A 19,776-nucleotide genomic window follows, 5' to 3' on the forward strand; every position below is an offset into this window, starting at 1 on the left:
TGTAATCAACCGGAAGTATGAAAAATATCAGCATGTCGAGCTAGTGGTACTAGGGGTACTAATAAATATTCGTCTATGACGACACTAATAGCTACAATAGAAAGTTATTGTGCAAAACATAAGGGTTCACTTAGTAGAACGATTGGAATGTATTATGGAAGAAATCGCAGTGGAGTCTTCACAAAACGGCACAGAAGATGGTGACTATAAAAAGAGGAATCCTAAAGTAAAACGTGCCAATTCTAAAGGAAAACACTGTACTTCTAAGAATTTCTTTGCGCCTTTACAAAAGCTATTATCTAAATATCAAATAGCAATTCCACGCTGGCTTTACATAGTATTTTTCGTCCTTAACAATATTGCAATAATCTCTATTTTCCATGCTGGCGTACAAACTGGTTCTAAAAGCCAAGTGCTTTCAGCGTTGCAAGACAGTATTACTCGAATGTTCACAGGCATTTGGGAAAGATTAGACTTTATTCTTCTGCTAAATGCTTTTATTGTTTCTGCAATTTATCTTTTATTGTTGTTGATTACTAACCGTTTTTGGATTACATCAATGATATTGCTGTCGGTTGCTGTGCTTATTTCCACAATTGAGTACATGAAAATTTTTGTGCGAAATGAGGCAATTCTTCCGGCAGATTTAAACTTTTTGCAAAGCGACACCGGAAATATTTCAACATTCCTTCCGCCTAATGCTGGACGCGTTATTTTATACGCGATTATTTTGATACTGTTCTTTGTTGTTATATTTACGCTTATTCATTTCCTCGATAAAAATCAGGGAAAAATAGTTTGGTTTAAAAGAAGAGATTTGCGCTATGGTCTTCGTGGTGGAATTTTCGTAGTTATTTTTGCAATATTTGCTTTCTATGTTGCTTCCGCTGGAACTGTTGGTTCTGTATCTAACTCGTTTAACCAATTTATGGGCGATAAGCCTGCAATGTGGGATTCTGTATACGACGCGCAACTTAACGGACCGCTTGTGGCGTTTATGCGTCAAGTTAATCCAAAAATTATGTCCAAGCCGGCAAATTATAGCGAAGCAACTATGAAAGATGTGCTTAAGAGATACGAAAAGCTGGCAAATAAAATTAATACTTCTCGCAAAAATAAGATTAACAGCAGCACGTTTATTGTTGTTCTTTCTGAATCTTTCGCTAATCCTGAGCGCGTGCCTGGCCTATCGTTTAATAAACAGGTTACGCCTTTTATTAACAGTGTTAAAAAGTCTACTGACAGCGGTCTTATGCTTTCGTCTGGCTACGGTGGAGGAACTGCAAATCTTGAATACATGGCTATGACAGGCTTGAGTATGGTTAATTTTGATCCTTCTCTTACAAGCCCATACCAGCAGTTAGTGCCAAAAGCGGCGTGGACTCCTACTATTAACAGGTATTGGAATGATGGCAAAAATTCTCTTGCTTTCCACCCGTTTGAGCCATCCATGTATTTGCGCGCTAAGAATTATAAGAAATTTGGTTTTACTAAGTTTTATTCCTTGCGTAAGCCTGATGTTATTAAGCATCAGAATCATATTGATTTATCTCCTTATGTTTCTGACGAGTCTGCTTACAGAAGCGTTTTTGAGTCAGTTTCGAAAAAGAAAACTTCAGATTTTATTCAATTAGTTACGATGCAAAATCACATGCCTTATAACGATTGGTATAAGAATAATGATTTCAAAGTTTCTGCAAGTGAAGATGCTAAGCCTTTAGGTGAAGAAGAAGCTTCTATTATTCAAACGTACGCTAAAGGCGCAAACTATACGGATAAAGCTACAGAAAAGTTCCTTAATAAGCTAGACAAGCTTAATAAGCCTGTTACTGTTTTGTTCTACGGAGATCATCTTCCAGGAGCTTACTCAACTGCCAGCATGAATAAGAATAATTCTCTTATGTTGCATTTGACTGACTACTTTATTTGGTCGAATAAAGCTGCAAGAAAATCTATGAGCGATTCTCAAAAGAAGCATGTTAAAACCGACGGGTACTCTTCGCCTAATTTCTTTGTGGCTCAAGTTGCTCGTCATATGAATGCTAAAGTTTCGCCGTACGTTGCTTTCCTTACTAAATTGCATAAGCATATTAGCGCAATGGAACCGCCTGTTGTTAACACAATTCAAGGTTGGGATAGGATTCCGGAAGGACAGCCGATTTATTTAGATGGCGAAGGTAGGCCAATGGTTTACTCAGCAATGGATGAGAAAACTAAGCAGCTTTTGGATGACTATAAGCTTATACAGTACGATATTACTGCTGGTAAAGGCTATATGCGCAATACCAAGTTCTTTACTATGCCGTGATTTTGTAAGTTTCTAGTAGCTGCTAGCAAGTACTAGCAACTACTAGAAATGTTAGATTTTATTTAAGCGCTTTTGAAGCAATGTCATGTCTAAAGAACATATGTGGAAGATTTAGGTTATCCAATATGCTGTAGACTGCGTTTTGCGCATCCTCTACGTCTTTTCCGTGCACTTGTACGAGCGCAACTCTACCGGAAGAAGTTACGAGATTGCCGGTTTCTTCTTGGCTTTTAACTCCTGCAAAGTACACGTGCTGACCTTGATTTTCGTCAACAGGAATTTGCGGAAGGTGAGTGCCTGTAACTAAAGTGCCAGGGTAGCCTTCGCTTGCAATTATTACGCCGAGAGTAACGCCGCTATTTTGCCACGTAAAAGTTGGTGTTTTGTGTTGCAAAATATTCCATATTGCTTCCCCAAAATCTGAAGTAAGCCTAGGAAGCACAACTTCTGTTTCAGGGTCGCCAAAGCGAGCATTAAACTCAATAACTTTAGGACCTGTAGATGTATCAATCAAACCAGCATAAAGTATGCCTGTAAAAGGCGTTCCTTCTTTTGCTAGGCCTTCAACGGTTGGGCGCACAATCTCGTCAATAGCGCGCTTAACTGTTTCATCACTGATTTGTGGAACTGGGCTGTATGCTCCCATTCCGCCTGTGTTTGGACCTTTATCGCCGTCGTAAGCGCGCTTATGATCTTGCGAAATTGGCATAACCCAAAAATCAGTGCCGCTTACGAAACTCATAAGCGAAAACTCTTGACCTTGCAAAAATTCTTCAATAACAACTTTTGCTCCAGCTTTGCCAAAACGGTGGTCGACGAAAATATCTTCCAAAGCATCAACTGCAGTTTTCTCGTCCATAGCAACAGTAACGCCTTTTCCTGCTGCCAAGCCGTCTGCTTTAATCACAATTGGAGCGCCATGCTCAAGAACGTATGCGCGTGCCGGCTCCAAAGCGTCAAAAGTTTGGTAGGCTGCTGTTGGAACGTTGTGGCGAGACATAAGCTTTTTGGCAAAATCTTTAGAGCCTTCGATTTGAGCCGCAGCCTTGTTTGGGCCAAAAGCGGGAATGTTGTGAGCTTCAAAATCGTCCACGATTCCGTTCATAAGCGGCACTTCTGGGCCAATAAAAGCGAAATCGTAGTTGTGCTCTTTAACGAAGTTAATAAGAGCTTCGTGATCTGACTGGCTTATGTTTACGGTTTTAATTCCGTCTGCTGCAATACCAGGGTTTCCAGGTGCAACAGTTACTTCTTCAACGCTTTCGCCTTTAAGAAGTGCGTGTGCAATAGCGTGTTCGCGTGCGCCGGAACCAACAACTAAAACTTTCATTTTTTGTCCTTTATAGTTTTATTGCAACTCAACTGCAGCGTTTTCGCGCTCAATCATTTTGCCAATAACATAAGCTGTTTCGTTATTTTCACTCAGTGTGCTTAGTGCTTCTTCGGCTTTGCTTTCATCAACCGCCAAAACCATGCCAATGCCCATATTAAAAACGTTGAACATTTCTGCATGAGCAACTTTGCCAGCTTTTTCAATAACGTCAAAAATAGGCGGAACATTCCAGCTTGACGTATCGATTTTTGCAGCCAAATCATCCGAGTACATGCGTGGAATATTCTCAATAAATCCGCCGCCTGTAATGTGAGCCACTCCCTTAATAAGATGCTTCGCAAAAAGCGGTTTCAAAGCTTTTACATAAATTCGCGTAGGTTCAAGCAGAACTTCGCCAATAGTTTTTCCGTCAAGCTCTTCAAGTTTGGTGTTTACGTCGTAGCCTGCTTCTTCAAACAAAGCTTTACGCACAAGCGAGAAACCGTTCGAGTGAACTCCAGAAGAAGGCAAGCCTATGAGAACGTCGCCTGCGGTAATTGTGGAGCCGTCAACAATATTTGAACGTTCTGCAACGCCAACTGCGAAACCTGCAAGATCGTACTCGTCTTCTGCGTACATTCCAGGCATTTCAGCAGTTTCTCCGCCAATTAAACCTGCTTCTGCTTGAACGCAACCGTCTGCAACTCCTGCAACAACCTGCTCAAGTAGTGCAGGATTATTTTTGCCGCAAGCAATGTAGTCAAGGAAGAAAAGTGGTTCTGCACCTTGAGCTGCAATATCGTTTACGCACATAGCAACGCAATCAATGCCAATCGTATTGTGCTTATTCATCATTTTGGCAACCATAAGCTTGGTTCCAACGCCATCCGTGCCGGAAATTAGAACCGGCTCTTTATAACCAAGGGAAGCCAAGTCGAATAAGCCGCCGAATCCGCCGATGCCACCCATAACTCCTGGACGATTCGTGCGATTCACATGCGATTTAATGCGACGCACTACTTCGTATCCTGCTTCTACGCTTACGCCAGCTTCTTCATATGCGTGCGGCATGTTGGTTCCTTTCCTAAATTGTTATACGTATTTTCTTAAATTTTATTAATAAATTGCCGTAAATAAGTAAAATATTAAGTTATATAAGGTTTTCGTGCGAATATTTACTGCGTTTCCTTACTTCCTGCAAATGTTCGCGTTCTTCAGGAGTAAGTGAAGCCAAGAATTCTTCACCGTAATCGTCAAGTGCAGTAGGGTAGTCGCCATTAAAATAAGCGACGCATAAGCCGCCGTAAGGAGCCGGCTTATTTAATCCAATTGACTCAACAAGACCGTCCAAAGACAGGAACGCAAGAGAATCAGCATCAATATACTCGCGAATCTCCTCAACAGAATGCTTTGCTGCAATTAATTCTTTAGTAGTTTGAATATCAATACCGTAGAAGCACGGGTATTTAAGAGGAGGCGAAGAAATACGCATATGCACTTCTTTAGCGCCAGCTTCTCGAAGCAATTGCACAATTCGCTTAGAAGTTGTGCCGCGCACGATTGAATCGTCAAGAACGATTACGCGCTTTCCTGCAACTACTCCGCGAACTGCAGAAAGTTTCATACGAACGCCCTGCTCGCGCAATTCTTGAGTAGGTTGAATAAAAGTGCGAGCAACATATTGGTTTTTAATCAAACCCATTTCGTTAGGAAGACCACTTGTTTCAGCGTATCCTGCGGCTGCAGAAAGCGACGAGTTAGGAACGCCAATAACCATGTCTGCTTCAACAGGAGATTCTTTAGCTAAGCGCGATCCCATGCGCTTTCTTGCAGAATGAACGTTAATCCCGTAAATATTAGAATCCGGGCGTGCAAAATAAATAAACTCCATTGAGCAAACTGCTTGTTGCACATGATCCGTATAACGTTCAATCGTGTAGCCTTCGTCGTTAATAACAACTATTTCGCCTGGCTCAATATCTCGAATAAATTCGGCGCGAACAATATCAAAAGCGCAAGTCTCGGAAGAAAGCACATACGCTCCGTTTTGCATGCGACCAAGAGAAAGCGGTCGGAACCCATTTGGATCCGTAGCGCCAATTAAAGAATCTTCAGTAAGAAGCAAATAAGCAAAACCGCCATGAACAGTTAGTAACGCTTCTTTTAAGCGATCCATAAAAGTTGGTTTATTAGAGTGACGAATCAAATGCATTAATATTTCAGTGTCGGAATTTGAGTGGAGAATAGCGCCATTATCTTCCAAAGAATTTCGTAAGCTTGTGCAATTCGTCAGATTGCCGTTATGAGCTAAAGCTACATCTCCATCGTGGAAACGGAATAAGAAAGGCTGAATATTATCAACGCTTCCAGATCCTGCAGTAGCGTAACGAACGTGACCAATAGCACGATTTCCTGTTAGTCGCTCCATAACCTGCTCGTTACTAAAAACTTGAGTAAGCAAGCCTAGTCCGCGGTGTCCGTGAAGCGCGCCGTTATCGTTAGTTACAATTCCTGCGCCTTCTTGGCCGCGATGTTGAAGAGCGTGCAAGCCAAAATATGTGAGTCTAGCGGCGTCTTTATGACCCCATACTCCAAATACGCCGCACTCTTCGTGAATATCCTCAAGTTCTGCAGACATTCATACCCCCTAGTAGTCGATTGCTGTAACCGATGATTGTTGCCGATTGCAGCCATCGTTGAATTTGTAATTATTTAACACGCTTAGTTAAAAGTAATATATTCTTAAAAGTTATGCCGTGAAGTATTGAACGCCAGCTTCAAACAGCGGTTGCTCCTGGAAATCAGGAATATTCACGTACAAGCCTTCGCCAGCTCGCTCGCAATGACCCATCTTTCCAAAAACTCGTCCGTCTGGGCTTGTAATTCCTTCAACGGACATAATCGATCCGTTTGGATTTACGTTCAAACTCATGCTCGGCACACCATTGCTATCAACGTATTGCGTAGCTACTTGGCCGTTTTTAATAAGCTTTTCCATAACTTCAGGCGTTGCAATAAAACGACCTTCGCCGTGAGAAATAGCAACAGTGTAGACGTCGCCAACTTTAGTGTTATTAAGCCATGGAGACATGTTTGAAGCAACACGCGTGCGCACAATTCGACTTTGATGCCTACCAATCGTATTGTATGTAAGCGTTGGGCAATTAGAATCCATAGGAACAATATCACCAAAAGGAACCAAGCCAAGTTTAATAAGCGCTTGGAAACCGTTACAAATTCCAAGCATTAAGCCGTCTCGATTCTTAAGCAAATCGCGCACAGCATCCGTAACTTCCGGATTCCTAAAGAATGCTGTAATAAACTTTGCAGAACCGTCCGGCTCATCGCCGCCGGAGAAGCCGCCAGGAATCATAACAATCTGGCTCTTCTTAATTTCTTCAACTAGCTTATTAGCAGACTCAGCAATATCCTTAGCGCTTAAGTTATTAATAATAAGCGTATGAGCGTCGGCACCTGCGCGTTCGAAAGCAGCTTGAGTATCGTATTCGCAATTATTGCCAGGGAAAACTGGAATAATAACGCGAGGATGCGAAAGCGGCTTTAGATTTCCCGTGTGAACGCGGTTTGTAGTAGAAACATTAGTTTCGCTATTAATAGTTTCTACAATTTCGCCAGGATTTTTATAAGGGAAGATTGAAGAAAGTTCGCTTTCCCAAATCTTTTGCAAATCAGTTAAGTTAATTTCTTCGCCAGAAGCGGAAGCAAGCATGTACTGTTCTGTTGTTTCGCCAACAAGCTCAATATTAATCAAACTGCTATCTTGCAAAGAAGGAATTTCCGAATCTTCTTTAAGCTCTACGTAGAAAGTACCGTATGCTGGCTTAAACAAGTCGTCGTTACTTAAGCTATTAAATAACTTAAGTCCAATATGATTTCCAAGAGTCATCTTGAACAAAGTCTCTGCGCTTGCACCGTAGCCAGGAGTTGCAACAGCAAGAGCCTGCTGGTTCTTCGTAATATTTTCGATTAACTCTAGTGCTTTCAGGAAACTTTCTTTTTGTGGAGTAATTCCGTCGGATTTATATTGCGGCGCAATTCGCAAAACTCGACTATTTACGCACTTAAATTCTGGAGAAACAGCTAAACGCGCATCTCCAGTAGAAACAGCAAAGGAAATTAATGTTGGAGGCACATCCAAATTCTCAAAACTGCCGCTCATAGAATCCTTGCCGCCAATAGCGCCAACGCCAAAATCAAGTTGCGCACTCAAAGCGCCAAGAACAGCCGCAGCTGGCTTGCCCCAACGCTCCGGAACATCGTGAGGTTTGCCAAAATACTCTTGCAAACTCAAGTAAGCGCGTTCTTTAGTAAAACCGCTTGCTGCTAGCTTTGCCAAAGATTCAACAACCGCAACATAAGCTCCAGTAAACTGATTCTTTTCCATCAAATACGGATTAAAGCCCCAAGCCATTGCAGAAGCAGTGTTCGTATCGCCAAATACTGGGAATTTAGCAACCATAGCTTGAGCTGGAGTAAGCTGACGGCGTCCGCCAAAAGGCATAAGCACAGTTGCGGCACCAATTGTAGAATCGAAGCGTTCCGCCAAACCCTTATTAGAAGCAATGTTAATATCGCTAACTAAGTTTTGCATGCGATTTTGCAACGGCAAATCTGACTGATTCTGCCAAGGATTTTCGTAAGACTTACCAGATTCAATATGAAGCACCTGCTGTTTTGCAGCGCCGTTAGAAGCCAAGAATGCGCGACTTAAGTCAACAATAGTTTTTCCGCGCCAAGTCATTCGCATACGAGCTTCTTCGGTAACAGTCGCAATGATTTCTGCTTCCAAATTTTCTTCACGAGCATACTTCAAAAATGCTTCAGCATCATTGGCAGCAACATCAACAGCCATGCGCTCCTGGGATTCAGAAATAGCAAGCTCAGTGCCGTCAAGACCCTCGTACTTTTTGGAAACTTTGTCGAGATTAATAGTTAAACCGTCTGCAATTTCGCCAGTAGCAACAGAAACGCCGCCAGCGCCAAAATCGTTGCAACGCTTAATAAGCTGGCATGCGTCTTTGCGGCGGAAAAGTCGTTGCAATTTGCGTTCAATAGGAGCGTTACCTTTTTGAACTTCTGCTCCGCATTCTTCAATACTTTCAACATCCTGCGCTTTAGAAGCGCCGGTAGCGCCGCCAATGCCGTCTCGACCAGTGCGTCCGCCAAGAAGAATGATCACGTCTCCAGGAGCTGGAGTTTCTCTACGAACGTGGTCTGCTGGGGTAGCGGCAACAACAGCACCAACTTCCATGCGCTTAGCAACATAGCCCGGGTGGTAAAGTTCGTGCACTTCGCCTGTAGCTAAACCAATCTGGTTTCCGTAAGAAGAGTAGCCTGCTGCAGCAGAAGTTACGATTTTTCGCTGCGGAAGCTTACCGTTTAAAGTCTCGCTAATAGGAGTGCGAGGATCTGCAGCACCAGTTACGCGCATAGCTTGGTAAACGTAGGATCTGCCAGAAAGAGGGTCACGAATGCAACCACCAATGCAAGTTGCAGCTCCACCAAAAGGCTCAATTTCTGTAGGATGATTATGTGTTTCGTTCTTAAACAGGAACAGCCAATCCTCATCGTGGCCGTTTACATCAACCTTAACTTTTACTGTGCAAGCATTGATTTCTTCCGACTCATCCAAATTTTTAAGCTCGCCAGTACGCTTCAAATATTTTGCGCCAATAGTTGCCATATCCATTAAGCAAACAGGCTTGCTTTCTCTATTAAGCTCGTTTCGCAAAGAAAGATAACGCTCAAAAGCTTTTTGCACTGTAGTGTCGTCAATGGAAATATTCGTAAGCTCCGTACCAAAAGTCGTGTGACGGCAGTGATCGGACCAGTACGTGTCAATAACGCGAATCTCGGTAATAGTAGGATTGCGATTTTCTTCCCTGAAGTATTGCTGGCAGAACTTTGCGTCAGCCAAATCCATAGCTAAGCCGCGATTCTCAATAAACTTTTGCAATCCAGCTTCGTCTAAACTGTTAAAAGTATCAATTACTTCAACGTCTGATGGAACTACTGTTTCTCGCTGCAAGCTTTTTACTTCGTCAAGTGATGCTTCACGCGCCTCAACAGGATTAATAACGTAATGCTTAATAGCATCCATAGCTTTTTCGTCAAGATCGCCCTTTAAAGCAATTACTTTAGCAGTGCGCACAGTTGGGCGCTCGCCTTGACTAATAAGCTGAATGCACTCACTTGCAGATTGTGCGCGCTGATCAAACTGACCAGGCAAAAATTCGATTGCGAATACGTGTTCGTTTGTTTCAATAGGCAAGTAGTCGTACGTGTTGTCAACTGGAGGTTCGCTCAACACAGTTTGAACAGCAGTGTTGAATAAATCTTCCCCAATACCTTCTACGTCATAACGGTTAATAATTCGTGCGGAAGTAATCGCGCTTATGCCAAGAATTTCCTTAAGCTCATGTAAAAGCTGTTGTGCTTGAACGTCAAAACCAGTGCGTTTTTCCACATATACGCGAAATACCACGAGAAACCTACCTTGTTGAATGTGCGGTATGAATGCAGTGTTTGTTGTTGTATTGGTTTTTCAATTATATTTTTTATTAAATTATTAAGTATTAAATTATTAAATTATTAAATTATTCGAAAACGTCCGTAAGAACATGTGTGGCTCGCACCCCTAAAGGCACGAGCCACAACAATTAGTATCATTTGACGCAATCTTCCGGCTGACGCACGGAAACATCCAAGCCTTCGCTTTGAGCTAAAGCAAGAAGTCTGCCGTGAATTTCCTCATAAGCAGGAATAATATCGCCTAAATCGCGCCTAAATAAGTCTTTATCTAAATGACTTACGCCATTTGCACCAGCATTGCGTTTATCCCAAAGTCTGCAAGTATCAGGCGTAATTTCGTCCGCAAGAAGAATATTTCCTTCCGCGTCCACGCCCTCTTCAATCTTGAAGTCAACAAGTTGCACATCAATCTTGGAGAAAATATCAAGCAAAGCATTGTTTACAGCGTGAGCTTGGCGAGTAATTTCCGCCATCTCTTCGTCTGTAGCTAAGCCTAAAGCCACAACGCCTTCAGGGTTAATAAATGGATCACCAAGCTCGTCGGACTTCACGCAGAACTCCAACAGCGGCTTCTTTAATGGGGTTCCTTCTTCAACGTTGTAACGTTTTGCGAAAGAACCAGCAGCAGTATTGCGCATAATAATTTCCAGCGGGAACATGCGCATACGCTTTACTAGTTGTTCAGTATCGGAAATACGTCCGAGGAAGTGGCTTTTTACGCCGCGCGCCTCAAGTAAATGGAATAGTAAAGAAGTAATCCGGTTGTTTAAACTGCCTTTACCGGCGATCTGAGCTTTTTTCAGACCGTTACCAGCGGTTGCCTGGTTCATATATTCGACCCAGAGCACATTGGTGTCATCGGTAGCGTACAGTTTTTTGGCTTTGCCTTCATACAACTTGTCAAGTTTTTCCATGATATGCCCTCTCTCCGTGCACTCATAGTTGTAGGCGCAAACCAACAGTATTTGTAGGTTTACCTGACCTTGGCCAGCACGATTAGCGTAACAATTGTTGCCTACAAAATTTCCGATAAATATTGCCTAGTCGCAATATAAATTATTGTTTAATACCTTTATTTTCAAAGTATTGCAGCATTCGCACTATCCGTATGCAATGCTCTTGCAATGCGTGTCGCATTGTTTCTTGCTTCCTCTTGGCTACATCCCGTAGCAAGAGCTACAGCCATACGCCTGTGTCCGTGAACTGAAGGCTTAGAGAAAATACGCAAGTTGCTTCGATAATTTTCGTCCGTTTGTAAAGCATTGGAAATGTTAGTAAAGCCAACTTCTCCTTCGCTTTTAACAACAATCGCATGACTTGAAGCAACCTCGTTATCTTTTAGCGAAAGCGAAGTGTAGTTTGCTGTAACAGGCACACCTAAAATAGCGAGCGCATGAAGCGCAAACTCGCTGTAATGCTGCGAAATCATAGTTACCATGCCAGTATCGTGCGGGCGAGGGGAAAGCTCATTAAAAAGCAACGAGCCATCTTTTAACACAAACAGCTCAACGCCGTAAACACCCCAACCGGTTTCGTTTGCATCATGCGCAATATTAGTTAAACCTTCTACGGCGCGTTGCGCAATATTTTTCGCATTATTTAGTACTTTTTCCGGAATATTTGCAGGCTGCCAAGATTCCCTATAATCGCCATCCTGCTGACGTTGCGCAATCGGTTCGCAAGTAGTAATTCCTGCGCAAGAGCTTATTGTCAAAACTGTAAGCTCGTAGTCAAGCGGAGCTAAAGCTTCAACAATAATGCGAGAACACTCGTTTTCGTGTCCAGCTGCCGCACGCCTTCCATGCTGAGCCTCATCCCACGCAGCTTTAAGCGCTTCTGGGCTTCTAACTATAGACTGGCCGTGGCCGGAAGAGCTCATAACAGGCTTAACAACGCAAGGGTAGCCAACGCTTTTTGCGCCATCATTTAATTCCTCGTAAGAAGACGCAAAACTGTACGGTGTAGTAGGCAAACCTAAATCTTCGTGAGCAATTCTACGCAAGCGCTCGCGATCCATTGCAATTGCTGCAATATCTGCGCTAGGAACAACCTGGATATTATTGCGAGCAGCACATTTCAAAACTTTAGTTGCGATTGCTTCAACTTCCGGAATAATAATATTCGGATGCACTTCGTCAATAAGATTTTGAAGAGAAGTAGCATCAGACATGTCTAGCACTCTGTATTCGTGAGCTATTTGCATTGCAGGAGCGTTCTTATAGCTGTCTGCTGCGCAAACGCGCACGCCTAACCGCATAAGCTCAATCGCAATTTCCTTGCCAAGCTCGCCTGAGCCAAGAAGAAGTGCCGTCGTGTTGTTGCTGTTTTCAGTTACGCCAAATATGCGCTGATTTTGCTCAGAAAAACTCATGCTTCTATTGTTGCATTTGCTATTGTCGAACTAAGCAATTTTTGTTTGGTGTGGCGCGAGCGTATGCGCTCAGTGCGAAAAATCTCAAATCTCCACAACACGAATATGAGTATGATGAATAGAAATATATATTACGACGCGCCGAAGTGTGTTGCGCTAGCGTAAATCGAGGAAATCGTGTATAGTATTCCTCTGTTGTGTGATTCTTTATGTTTCGTGCACATGGTGGCTATAGCTCAGTCGGTAGAGCATCTGATTGTGGTTCAGAAGGTCGCGCGTTCAAGCCGCGTTAGCCACCCCACTTAAACGGCAGGTAAATACCTGCCGTTTTTTTGTTTTGCGAAATGGTGGGGTAATAGGGGTAAGCGGCAAGCAGCAGGCGCTTCATTTAAATAAATTCAGCTATGGAGTAAACTGGTATGGTTACACATGTGTGTTGTTGATGATGACATTGCGTACTAATAGCGCATGGTGCAGAAGGAGTATTGTATGGCTGGTAAGGCAGCGCCTAAAGAACCATGGTGGGAAACTGCACTTCTGTTTGTGCCACGAATTTTAGGCAAAACAGTTCGCTCACTTTTTGGAGTAGGTGAGTACGATGAAGCTTACCGCAGAGACGGCTTATGCTTTGTTATGCTAGTTCTTGCCGTATTATTCTGCGCTTCTGAATGGTTCCATGTAAGCGGTTTTATTGGCGTTTGGTTGCATACTATAGCTTCTAGCATTTTTGGTGTTATGAGCGTTGTGCTCCCAATATGGTTAAGCGTTGTTGCAATTCGTTTAATGCGAAATAGTGGTTCCGGTTCCGGAAATCCTTATGTTATTGGCGGTTTTGTGACGCTTTTATGCTCCATATGCTCGATTATTGATATTGCTTTTGCTGCTAAACATCACGCTTTTAGTTTCGAAACCGTACAAAAATATGGTGGTTTAATAGGTTTCGCATTGGGATCTCCTATATCTTGGGGTCTTTCGCGTATTTTTGCTCTTATAATTTTTGTAATTTTTGCTCTTTTTTCAATATTGCTAATAACTCGTCTTCACGTAACGGATGTAGCTCAATTTTTGGTTGGACTTTTTGCAAATAAGACTAAAAATTCAGCTAACTCGTCTGATAATACAGAAAATAGCGTTTCAAAAGATGATAATAAAGATAGTCAAAAACCTTTGGAATTCGCAGAAGGTGTTCCAACTCATGACGAATCTTCTGAAAAAAATAATAAAACTGCTGAAAATTCTGTTTTATCTAAACTGTGGAATTCGTTATTTAATCGCAAGAAAAATAATAATAAAGACGAGCTTCTTGACGAATACGCAGGCGATGACGCGTTTTCTCATGCTGCAGCAGTACATGGGGATGCGAATGAGGAAATCCAAAGCGATGAGCCGAAGCGTATGCGAACCGTAAGTAGCGATGCTGGAATCCAAAATAATTATGTAAGCGCACAGCAAGATGAGGATTCTGAGCGCGTTGTTCCAAGAACTGCTTCCTCTTCGCCAGTAATGTCTATTGATACTATGCCAAAAGCTCCTATGAGCGGTCCTACTAGCTCTGCTAGCGACCCGTGGTCCAGCATTCCAGCGGAACGTATGGATCAGTATCGAAAAGATCAAGAAAACGAAGATAATTGCGACGACGAAAGTGCCAAAAATAATTTAAACTCTTATGACGATTCTTCTTTGCAACCGTACCAGCTTCCTGATTTGAACATTCTTGCTTATGGAAAGCCTCATGCTGCTAGAACTCCAGCAAACGACAATGTTATTCGTGCTCTAACTTCCACTTTTGAGCAGTTTGATGTTGATGCGCGCGTAATCGGATTCCTAAGAGGTCCTTCTGTTACGCAGTACGAGGTTGAGCTTGGACCTGGCGTAAAAGTTGAAAAAGTTACGAATTTGCAAAAAAATATTGCGTACGCTGTAGCAAGTACGGATGTGCGTATTTTGTCTCCAATTCCAGGAAAGTCGGCAATCGGTATTGAAATTCCAAACGTCGACCGCGAAATTGTGCATTTGGGAGATGTTTTGCGCTCGCAAAAAGCCATGAACGATCCTAACCCAATGCTTACAGGCGTTGGAAAAGATGTTGAAGGTCATTTCGTAACTGCAGCTCTAGATAAAATGCCGCATTTGCTTGTTGCTGGCGCTACAGGCTCTGGTAAGTCGAGTTTTATTAACTCAATGCTTACTTCAATTATTATGCGTGCAACTCCTGAGCAAGTTCGCATGATTATGGTTGATCCTAAGCGCGTGGAGCTTTCTGCGTACGCTGGTATTCCGCATTTGCTTACGCCGATTATTACGGATCCTAAGAAGGCAGCTCAAGCTCTTGAGTGGGTTGTTAAAGAGATGGATGCTCGCTACGACGACCTGCAATTCTTTGGTTTCCGTCATGTAAAGGATTTCAACAAGGCTGTGCGCGAAGGCAAAGTTCACGCTCCTGCTGGATCTGAGCGAAAAGTTGCTCCATACCCGTATTTGCTTGTGGTTGTGGACGAGATGGCTGATTTAATGATGGTTGCAAAGAACGACGTGGAAAGTTCTATTCAGCGCATTACTCAGCTTGCTCGAGCTGCAGGCGTGCATCTGGTTCTTGCTACTCAGCGTCCATCTGTTGACGTTGTAACGGGCTTAATTAAAGCGAATATTCCTTCTCGCTTGGCTTTCGCTACATCTTCTGCAACTGATTCCAGAGTTATTTTGGATACTGTTGGTGCAGAAACATTGATTGGTCAAGGTGACGCTTTGTTCCTTCCAATGGGTGCTGCTAAGCCTCAGCGCGTGCAAGGCTCGTGGGTGAGCGAGTCGGAGATTCGTAAAGCTGTGGAATACGTGCGCACTCAGCGCAAGCCGAAGTATCGTGAAGATATTGAGCAAATGGCTCAAAAAGCGGATGCTCAAGCTCAAAACAAGCTTAAAACAAGCGATATTGGCGACGATATGGACGAGCTGCTTCAAGCGGCTGAGCTTGTGGTTGGCTCGCAGTTTGGTTCAACTTCGATGCTTCAGCGAAAGCTGCGTGTTGGTTTTGCTAAGGCTGGCCGACTTATGGATTTGCTTGAATCTCGAGGAGTTGTGGGGCCTTCTGAAGGTTCTAAAGCTCGCGAAGTTTTGGTTCAGCCGGAAGATTTGCCTAAAGTTTTGGCGTTTATTCGCGGTGAGTCGGATTCGTTATAAAATACGTTATAAAATACGTTATAAAATACGTTATAAAGTAGTGTATTATATGTTGAAGCACTCTTTAGTGGCAGTTATAAGTTTTTAGTTTGCGATAGGATAAAAACATGCGTATGAGAAAGAATGCAAAGAAGTCATTTTTCGATGGCTGGAATTGTGCTCCTAATATCGTGACTTATGTACGTATTGTACTGTCACTTGTTTTTATTGTTTTATATTTGCTTTCAGGTGAGTGGGGCTTCCAGTCTGTTTCGTTGCGTTGGGCTGCTTTTGCTTTGTTTGTTATTGCAGCTGTAACCGATAAACTTGACGGTTGGATGGCTCGTAAATATCACCAAGTTACAGAATTGGGAAAATTGCTTGATCCAATTGCGGATAAAATCCTTGTTTTGTCTGCATTAGTGATTGCTTCAATCTTTAATGAGATTTATTGGTGGATAACAATTTTGTTCCTAGTTCGTGAAATTAGCATTACTTTAGTGCGTTTTTACGTGATCAAGAGGGGTGGCAAGGTTATTCCTGCATCTTCCGCTGGAAAGTATAAGACTCTTACGCAAACAGTTGGCATTTCGATGATTCTTTTGCCAATGGTTGCGATGTTCCAGGATGTTCAGCTTCCTTCTTGGGTTATTTCTTACTATGCTGTAGCTTTTGGTTTGCTTGGTATTTCTTTGGGCTTTGCATTCTATTCTGCAGTGTTGTACGTTTATAGCGCTTTCTTTGAGAAAAATTCCGATGATTCTCACGCGGATGAGTCTCGTTTGAATGATTCTCGCTTTAGTTCACAAAGCGCACCGGCTCCATTGCCACCGTTGCAATGAGTAATATTTCATCTTTATCTACTGAAATCCTAGCTGCGCACATACTAGATAATAGTGTGCAGCTAGGTTTTCATATTTCTGCAGCTGAATCTTTAACCGGCGGACTTTTAGCTGACGCTTTTGTGTCTGTTCCGGGCGCTTCTAAAGTTTTTTGCGGATCTGCTGTTACGTATGATATTCACGCAAAATCTAAAATTTTAGGCGTTGACGCTAATCTTTTACAAACTGAAGGTGCCGTTTATAAAGATGTTGCTATGCAAATGGCAGTTGGAACATCCCGCATATACCGTGGCGCTGGTTGGAAGTATGAAGATCAATCTGCAGATGATTCTGCAGATGATTCTCGATTCCCTATAATCGGATTGTCAACAACTGGTGTTGCAGGCCCTGGTCCTGATGGCAATAAGCCTGCAGGATTGGTTTATGTGGGAATTCGTTTGCCTAAAGTTTGCGATTTTAGTGACTGCATTTTGCAAAAATCTCGAAGCTTTCTTGAATTTGATTGCGTGAGTGATTTTTGGAATTATGATTCTAACGGCAATATCGTTCTTGTTTTTGAATTGCGTTTAGATGGCAGTCGTGAACAAGTGCGTCGCTCTACAGTGCATACTTTATTAGGAATGTTGAATGATTTGCTGTCTCTATTAAGCAATAAGTAGGGGGATTGTTATGCGCGAGCGCGAATTTTGGCAGTTGCTTGAAGAGATTTTTGGTAGAGAATTAGGACGCAGTATTGCGCGTGATCAAGGTTTGCAAAAGCTTGGTGGTATGAGTGTTTGTGAGGCTTTAGAAGCTGGAATTGAGCCTCGAGTAGTGTGGAATGTTCTGTGTGATCATATGGGCATTCCGGATAGTAAGCGTTGGGGTAAGGATCATAACGCCCCTCCTATGCCAGCTTGCTGAATGTGTTTTTAAGTATTTTTCGCGGAAAATAAGCAAGACACGCAGTATCGAACAAATGTTCGTATAAAGTGTATACTTGTAGTTGTTGAAATAATTGCAGCGCAATCAAGCGTCATGGTGAATATTTAGCTTTAGCTTTTATCCACATTGCTCAAAAGCGCTTGCATTAGCATCGTGTATGGAACTAAGGTCGTTCGATACATAACGGCATGCGAAAGGAGTAGTAAACATGGCGCAAGCAAAAGGTAAAAGCAGTATTGATCGCCTTATTGATGCCGATAAAGCAGATCCACGCCGTCAAGCAGCGTTGGAAACTGCGTTAGCTAATGTAGAACGTCAATATGGAAAAGGTTCTGCAATGCGTTTAGGTGATAGGCCTATGCAAGATGTAGAAGTTATTCCTACTGGTTCTATTGCGTTGGATACCGCTTTGGGCATTGGCGGTGTGCCTCGCGGACGTATTGTTGAAGTGTATGGTCCGGAATCTTCTGGTAAAACAACATTGGCGTTGCATATTGTTGCCAACGCTCAACGAAACGGCGGTGTTGCAGCGTTTATTGATGCTGAGCACGCTTTGGACCCTGTATACGCGCGTAAGCTTGGTGTTGATACTGATGCGCTTATTGTTTCTCAGCCAGATAATGGTGAGCAAGCTTTGGAAATTGCGGATATGCTTATTCGTTCTGGAGCTTTAGATGTTATTGTTGTTGATTCTGTTGCAGCACTTGTTCCTAAAGCTGAAATTGACGGTGATATGGGGGATAGTCACGTTGGTTTGCAAGCTCGTTTAATGAGCCAAGCATTGCGAAAAATGACTGGTGCTCTTTCTCAAGCTGGAACTACTGCTATTTTTATTAATCAGCTTCGTGAAAAAATTGGTGTGTTCTTTGGAAATCCAGAAACAACAACTGGTGGTAAAGCTTTGAAATTCTACGCGTCTGTGCGTATGGATATTCGTAGAGTTTCCACTATTAAAGAAGGCGAAGAAGCAATTGGCAATCGCACTAAAGTGAAGATTGTTAAGAATAAGATGGCTCCGCCATTTAAGACTGCTGAATTTGATGTGCTTTACGGCGAAGGTATTTCCACAGAAGGTTCTGTTATCGACATGGGCTTGCAAGCTAATGTTATTAAGAAATCCGGTTCTTGGTTCACTTATGAAGGTGAACAGCTTGGACAGGGTCGAGAAAACGTTCGTAAGTTCTTGAAAGATAACCCGGCTATTACGGAAGAGATTAGCGAAAAGATTAAAGCCGCATTAGGCTTAATGCATCCGGAAGATCAGTTTGCTGAAGATCCTGAATTGGATAAACCAGATGCTGATACAGATGGTGCTACTAGCAAGTCTTCTGCGGAAAAAACTACTGCGGAAAAAACTACTGCAGAAAAGTAGTAGCAGAAAAGTACTAGCGGAAAACTACTGCTGAAAAGTAGTAGCTGAAAAATAGTAGCGGAAATTAAATAAAGCGAACGCAATATGGTGATTAGTGTAGCAAGTTTTCTTCGCAATCATCCTGTAGTGCTTAACGAGGAAGAGAGTGACGAAAGTAATAACGTCACTCTCAATACTCGTAAGCGCAATGCTAAACGTGCATCGCATAAATCGAAATTGCTAGGTGCGAAAAATTATACAAATAACATGCCGTATGTAAAAAGCACGAATGCATGTGATTTAAGCGATGAGATTTGCGGAAGCGATGAGCCTTACGAAAGTAGTGAATATTGCGGAAGCGATGCGTCTTGCGAAAGCAATACGTACTTCGGAAGCGATGAGCCTTACGAAAACGACAAGCCTTACGAAAGCAGTGAAAATAGCGGAAGTAAAGTCGTTAAAACTAACGAAGATGATTGCAAAGAAGCTGCTTTGCGTCTTTTGGACTATGCGCCACGCTCAGTAGCGGATATGCGTCAACGTCTTAAAGAAAAAGGCTATGATGAGGAAGTTGTTAACACGGTTATTCAGCGTTTGCTGGAATTGCGTTTTCTTGACGACAATCAATATGCAAAAGCAGTAATCCGCTCTTGTGTTGCTAGAATGCTTGGAGTTAGAGCTACTCGCATGGAATTGCATCGTAAAAATGTTGATTCTGCGGCAATTTCTAGTTGTATGGCTGAAGCTCAAGAGTTAGGAATGTTTACCGAAGCTGCTTGGGAACTTGGGCGAAAAACTGCTCAACGCACAAAAAATCTTGAGCCTTTAGTTAGAAGGCGAAGATTTTTCGCTACAGCCGCTAGAAAAGGGCATGATTTAAGCATTATTAACGAAGTGTATAACGCTTTATTTACGAATAGCGAAGAAGAATAGAAAAAGGCCGGCTTATTATAAACCGGC

13 protein-coding genes and 1 tRNA gene are annotated in these 19,776 nt (G+C 42.6%); 8 read left to right on the plus strand and 6 right to left on the minus strand.

Annotation, left to right across the window (positions count from 1 at the left end):
- Nucleotides 1–154 precede the first annotated feature (154 nt).
- Nucleotides 155–2,308 carry an LTA synthase family protein gene (locus ACTJLE_RS01750; protein ID WP_481267170.1) on the plus strand — a complete coding sequence of 718 codons (2,154 nt, stop codon included), beginning with the start codon at nucleotides 155–157 and terminating at the stop codon, nucleotides 2,306–2,308.
- Between the two features lie 58 nt (nucleotides 2,309–2,366).
- On the opposite strand, the gene purD is transcribed toward ACTJLE_RS01750, so the two are convergent.
- The 6 genes from purD to purT form a co-directional block, all read right to left on the minus strand.
- Entirely contained in the window at nucleotides 2,367–3,638 is a 1,272-nt protein-coding gene (purD, locus tag ACTJLE_RS01755) for a phosphoribosylamine--glycine ligase (RefSeq protein ID WP_481267171.1), read from the minus strand.
- Nucleotides 3,639–3,656: 18 nt separating this feature from the next.
- Complete coding sequence (purM, locus tag ACTJLE_RS01760) at nucleotides 3,657–4,691, minus strand: phosphoribosylformylglycinamidine cyclo-ligase (RefSeq protein ID WP_481267172.1); 1,035 nt, start codon at nucleotides 4,689–4,691, stop codon at nucleotides 3,657–3,659.
- Nucleotides 4,692–4,770: 79 nt separating this feature from the next.
- On the minus strand, nucleotides 4,771–6,258 hold the full coding sequence (gene purF, locus ACTJLE_RS01765) for an amidophosphoribosyltransferase (RefSeq protein ID WP_481267173.1): 1,488 nt from the start codon (nucleotides 6,256–6,258) through the stop codon (nucleotides 4,771–4,773).
- 111 nt (nucleotides 6,259–6,369) lie between these two features.
- Nucleotides 6,370–10,125, minus strand: coding sequence for a phosphoribosylformylglycinamidine synthase (locus tag ACTJLE_RS01770; protein WP_481267174.1), 3,756 nt, complete (start codon nucleotides 10,123–10,125; stop codon nucleotides 6,370–6,372).
- A 181-nt stretch (nucleotides 10,126–10,306) separates the two neighbouring features.
- Nucleotides 10,307–11,086 carry a phosphoribosylaminoimidazolesuccinocarboxamide synthase gene (purC, locus tag ACTJLE_RS01775; RefSeq protein WP_481267175.1) on the minus strand — a complete coding sequence of 260 codons (780 nt, stop codon included), beginning with the start codon at nucleotides 11,084–11,086 and terminating at the stop codon, nucleotides 10,307–10,309.
- 164 nt (nucleotides 11,087–11,250) lie between these two features.
- Nucleotides 11,251–12,543, minus strand: a complete 1,293-nt coding sequence (purT, locus tag ACTJLE_RS01780; RefSeq protein WP_481267176.1) for a formate-dependent phosphoribosylglycinamide formyltransferase — start codon at nucleotides 12,541–12,543, stop codon at nucleotides 11,251–11,253.
- 225 nt (nucleotides 12,544–12,768) lie between these two features.
- Between purT and ACTJLE_RS01785 the strand changes: the two genes are divergently transcribed.
- The 7 genes from ACTJLE_RS01785 to ACTJLE_RS01815 all read left to right on the plus strand — a co-directional run bounded on the left by ACTJLE_RS01785 (nucleotide 12,769) and on the right by ACTJLE_RS01815 (nucleotide 19,749).
- Nucleotides 12,769–12,844: transfer RNA gene (locus ACTJLE_RS01785), tRNA-His, on the plus strand.
- A gap of 188 nt (nucleotides 12,845–13,032) precedes the next feature.
- Entirely contained in the window at nucleotides 13,033–15,720 is a 2,688-nt protein-coding gene (locus tag ACTJLE_RS01790; protein WP_481267177.1) for an FtsK/SpoIIIE family DNA translocase, read from the plus strand.
- A gap of 113 nt (nucleotides 15,721–15,833) precedes the next feature.
- Nucleotides 15,834–16,541 (plus strand): CDP-diacylglycerol--glycerol-3-phosphate 3-phosphatidyltransferase, encoded by a 708-nt coding sequence (gene pgsA / locus ACTJLE_RS01795; protein WP_481267178.1) that lies wholly within the window; start codon nucleotides 15,834–15,836, stop codon nucleotides 16,539–16,541.
- The gene (locus ACTJLE_RS01800; protein WP_481267179.1) at nucleotides 16,538–17,200 is read left to right on the plus strand and encodes a CinA family protein; all 663 of its coding nucleotides are present in this window, start codon (nucleotides 16,538–16,540) and stop codon (nucleotides 17,198–17,200) included. The genes pgsA and ACTJLE_RS01800 overlap by 4 nt, the downstream gene beginning before the upstream one ends.
- Before the next feature lie 10 nt (nucleotides 17,201–17,210).
- Nucleotides 17,211–17,444, plus strand: coding sequence for a DUF3046 domain-containing protein (locus ACTJLE_RS01805; RefSeq protein ID WP_481267180.1), 234 nt, complete (start codon nucleotides 17,211–17,213; stop codon nucleotides 17,442–17,444).
- Between the two features lie 229 nt (nucleotides 17,445–17,673).
- A complete protein-coding gene (gene recA, locus ACTJLE_RS01810) occupies nucleotides 17,674–18,837 on the plus strand; it encodes a recombinase RecA (RefSeq protein WP_481267181.1) in 1,164 nt (387 codons plus the stop codon).
- A gap of 84 nt (nucleotides 18,838–18,921) precedes the next feature.
- Nucleotides 18,922–19,749, plus strand: a complete 828-nt coding sequence (locus ACTJLE_RS01815; protein ID WP_481267182.1) for a regulatory protein RecX — start codon at nucleotides 18,922–18,924, stop codon at nucleotides 19,747–19,749.
- Nucleotides 19,750–19,776: the final 27 nt, after the last annotated feature.

The organism is Gardnerella sp. CCPDSM, assembly GCF_056754715.1.

What these genes read in the sequence shown, in the direction of transcription:
- purM (WP_481267172.1), bottom strand. Translation starts at nt 4,691, where the DNA reads ATGCCGCACGCATATGAAGAAGCTGGCGTAAGCGTAGAAGCAGGATAC.
- ACTJLE_RS01815 (WP_481267182.1), top strand. Translation starts at nt 18,922, where the DNA reads ATGGTGATTAGTGTAGCAAGTTTTCTTCGCAATCATCCTGTAGTGCTT.
- ACTJLE_RS01800 (WP_481267179.1), top strand. Translation starts at nt 16,538, where the DNA reads ATGAGTAATATTTCATCTTTATCTACTGAAATCCTAGCTGCGCACATA.
- pgsA (WP_481267178.1), top strand. Translation starts at nt 15,834, where the DNA reads ATGAGAAAGAATGCAAAGAAGTCATTTTTCGATGGCTGGAATTGTGCT.
- ACTJLE_RS01750 (WP_481267170.1), top strand. Translation starts at nt 155, where the DNA reads ATGGAAGAAATCGCAGTGGAGTCTTCACAAAACGGCACAGAAGATGGT.
- recA (WP_481267181.1), top strand. Translation starts at nt 17,674, where the DNA reads ATGGCGCAAGCAAAAGGTAAAAGCAGTATTGATCGCCTTATTGATGCC.
- purC (WP_481267175.1), bottom strand. Translation starts at nt 11,086, where the DNA reads ATGGAAAAACTTGACAAGTTGTATGAAGGCAAAGCCAAAAAACTGTAC.
- ACTJLE_RS01790 (WP_481267177.1), top strand. Translation starts at nt 13,033, where the DNA reads ATGGCTGGTAAGGCAGCGCCTAAAGAACCATGGTGGGAAACTGCACTT.
- ACTJLE_RS01805 (WP_481267180.1), top strand. Translation starts at nt 17,211, where the DNA reads ATGCGCGAGCGCGAATTTTGGCAGTTGCTTGAAGAGATTTTTGGTAGA.
- purT (WP_481267176.1), bottom strand. Translation starts at nt 12,543, where the DNA reads ATGAGTTTTTCTGAGCAAAATCAGCGCATATTTGGCGTAACTGAAAAC.
- purD (WP_481267171.1), bottom strand. Translation starts at nt 3,638, where the DNA reads ATGAAAGTTTTAGTTGTTGGTTCCGGCGCACGCGAACACGCTATTGCA.
- purF (WP_481267173.1), bottom strand. Translation starts at nt 6,258, where the DNA reads ATGTCTGCAGAACTTGAGGATATTCACGAAGAGTGCGGCGTATTTGGA.